A 2,707-nucleotide genomic window follows, 5' to 3' on the forward strand; every position below is an offset into this window, starting at 1 on the left:
CGCCTTCGGCCGGCGGGGGTTCGACGGGACCGATCCGCCCGGTCCGGTGCGCCTCGTCGGCCGGGAGCCCGAACCAGAAGTCCAGGCCGAGCGGGCGGGCGATCTCCTCGGCGACCCAGCGGCCGATGGTCCGTCCGGTGACCCTGCGCACCAGCTCGCCGATGAGCCAGCTGTAGGTCTGGGCGTGGTACCCGTGGTCGGTGCCGGGCTCCCACTGGGGCCGCTGGGCGGCGACGGCCCCCGGCCCCGACACCCCGTCGGCGGCCTCCTCGGGCGTCAGTGCCGTGTCGAGGGCGGCCAGCCCGGCGCGGTGGGCGAGGAGATGGCGTACGAGGACGCGCTCCTTGCCGTTCGCCTTGAACTCCGGCCAGTACGTGCCGACGGGGGCGTCGAGGTCCACCTGCCCGCGCTGGTGCAGCAGCAGCGGTACGGCGGCGGCGACGCCCTTTCCGGCCGAGCGGACGATCTGCACGGTGTCCACGGCCCAGGGTTCGGTGCCGTCGACGTCTCTCGTGCCGGCCCACAGGTCCACGACCTTGCGGCCGTGGTGGTAGAGGGCCACGGCCGCTCCCCGTTCCCCGCGCTGTTCGAAGTTACGGACGAAGGCGTCCCGCACCGCCTCGAATCCCGGTGTCACCGTGCCCCGTACGTCCACGCCTGCTCCCGCGTTCCCGCTCATCCCCCCATGGTGCATCGCGCCGCGGGCGGAACGGCTGGCGGGGCACCGTCCGTTCACGGACGCGGGACGGACACGGAACGCGGATCGAAGCCGAAGGGCAGCTCCAGCCGGTGCCCGCGCATGAGTGCGTCGTCGCAGAGCAGGTCCTGCGTGCGGTCGTCGGCGGCGATCACCCCCTCGCTGAGGATGACGGCGCGCGGGCAGAGTTCGAGGGCGTACGGCAGGTCGTGGGTGACCATCAGCACGGTGACGTCCAGGGAGCGCAGGATGTCGGCGAGTTCGCGGCGGGAGGCCGGGTCCAGGTTGGAGGAGGGCTCGTCCAGGACGAGGATCTCCGGCTCCATGGCGAGGACGGTGGCGACGGCGACCCGGCGGCGCTGGCCGAAGGAGAGGTGGTGCGGGGGCCGTGCCGCGTACTCCTCCATGCCGACCCGCCGGAGCGCGGTCATGACCCGCTCCTCCAGTTCGGGGCCGCGCAGGCCCGCCGTGGCGGGCCCGAAGGCGACGTCCTCGCGGACGGTCGGCATGAAGAGCTGGTCGTCGGGGTCCTGGAAGACGATGCCGACGCGGCGGCGGATCTCGGCGAGGTGCCGCTTCTCCACGGGCAGCCCGGCGACCCGGACGGTGCCGGCGCCCGCGTCGAGGATGCCGTTGAGGTGGAGGACGAGGGTGGTCTTGCCCGCGCCGTTGGGGCCGAGAAGCGCCACGCGTTCGCCGCGCGCGACGGTCAGGTCGACGCCGAAGAGCGCCTGGTGGCCGTCGGGGTAGGCGTAGGCGAGGCCGCTGACCTCCAGGGACGGCACGGGGGCGGGGTGCAGGTTCACAGGGTCCATCCCAGCAGGCATACGACGAGAGCGAGGGCGGGGAGCGCCGCGGCGTGCGCCCACTGGGCGCGGGAGGCGGTCACCTCGTCGGTCACCGGCATGGTTCCGGTGTAGCCGCGGCTGACCATCGCGAGGTGGACGCGTTCGCCGCGTTCGTAGGACCGGATGAAGAGGGCGCCCGCCGTCCTGGCGAGGACGCCCCAGTGCCGCACGCCCCGTGCTTCGAAGCCGCGCGAGCGGCGGGCGACGGACATCCGGCGCAGCTCGTCGGTGACGACGTCGCCGTAGCGGATCATGAAGGCCGCGATCTGGACGAGCAGGGGCGGCAGCTTGAGCCGCTGGAGGCCGAGCAGCAGCGCGCGCAGCTCGGTGGTCGAGGCGAGGATCACCGAGGCGGCCACGCCGAGGGTGCCCTTCGCGAGGACGTTCCAGGCGCCCCAGAGGCCGGGGACGCTGACGGGGACACCGAGCAGTTCGGCCTGCTCGCCGGGCACCACGAACGGCATGAGCACCGCGAACGCGACGAACGGCACCTCGATGGCCAGCCGCTTCAGCAGGAACCCGGGCGGGATGCGGGCCACCGCGGCGACGGCGGCGATCAGCAGCGCGTACAGCGCGAAGGCCCAGACGGCCTCACGGGGGGTCGAGACGACGACCACGACGAAGCAGAGGACGGCGGCGAGCTTGCAGTGCGGGGGCAGGGCGTGGACGGGCGAGTGCCCGTGCCGGTAGAGCCTGTGGGCGTGCCCGGAACCCATCAGACGGACCCGGTGGTGCGGGAGGCGGGTTCCTGCGGCGTACGGCGCCGGCGCACGGCCCAGAACACACCGCTGCCGACGACGACGGTGGCACCGACGCCGATCACCCCGGCGAGGCCTCCGGAGAGGCGGGCGTCGCTGATGTCCTTGACGCCGTAGTCGGCGAGCGGGGATCCGGCCGCGTCGTGTTCCTGGACCTTCTCGTCGATGCCCTTGTCCGCGGCGACCTTCTCCAGGCCGTCGGGGTTCGCGGAGGCGTAGAAGGAGACGACACCCGCGAGGACGAGCGCGGCGGCCAGTCCGGTGGCCCAGACCGTGCGGGCCGAGCGGGTGGCCGCGGGGGCGGGCGAGGGGGCCGGGGAGGCCGGGGCGTCGACCAGTTCACCGTCGACGCGGAGCTTGAGCGGGGTGGCGGATCCACGGGCGCCGTACACCAGGTCGGGGCG

Annotated in this window: 4 protein-coding genes; all 4 read right to left on the reverse strand. The window is 73.9% G+C overall.

Features of this window, described 5'->3' with window-relative positions:
- The coding region (locus VN520_RS34350) for a serine hydrolase domain-containing protein (RefSeq protein WP_325750867.1) at positions 1–655 on the reverse strand (655 nt) is incomplete at its 3' end.
- 77 nt (positions 656–732) lie between these two features.
- Complete coding sequence (locus VN520_RS34355; protein WP_325750864.1) at positions 733–1,512, reverse strand: ABC transporter ATP-binding protein; 780 nt, start codon at positions 1,510–1,512, stop codon at positions 733–735.
- Positions 1,500–2,261, reverse strand: a complete 762-nt coding sequence (gene cbiQ, locus VN520_RS34360) for a cobalt ECF transporter T component CbiQ (protein ID WP_325750865.1) — start codon at positions 2,259–2,261, stop codon at positions 1,500–1,502. The genes VN520_RS34355 and cbiQ overlap by 13 nt, the downstream gene beginning before the upstream one ends.
- Positions 2,261–2,707 (reverse strand): PDGLE domain-containing protein (locus VN520_RS34365; RefSeq protein WP_325750866.1); only part of this gene is annotated, 447 nt, incomplete at its 5' end. The genes cbiQ and VN520_RS34365, both read right to left, overlap by 1 nt.

The organism is Streptomyces sp. (assembly GCF_035563135.1).
GTDB lineage: Bacteria > Actinomycetota > Actinomycetes > Streptomycetales > Streptomycetaceae > Streptomyces.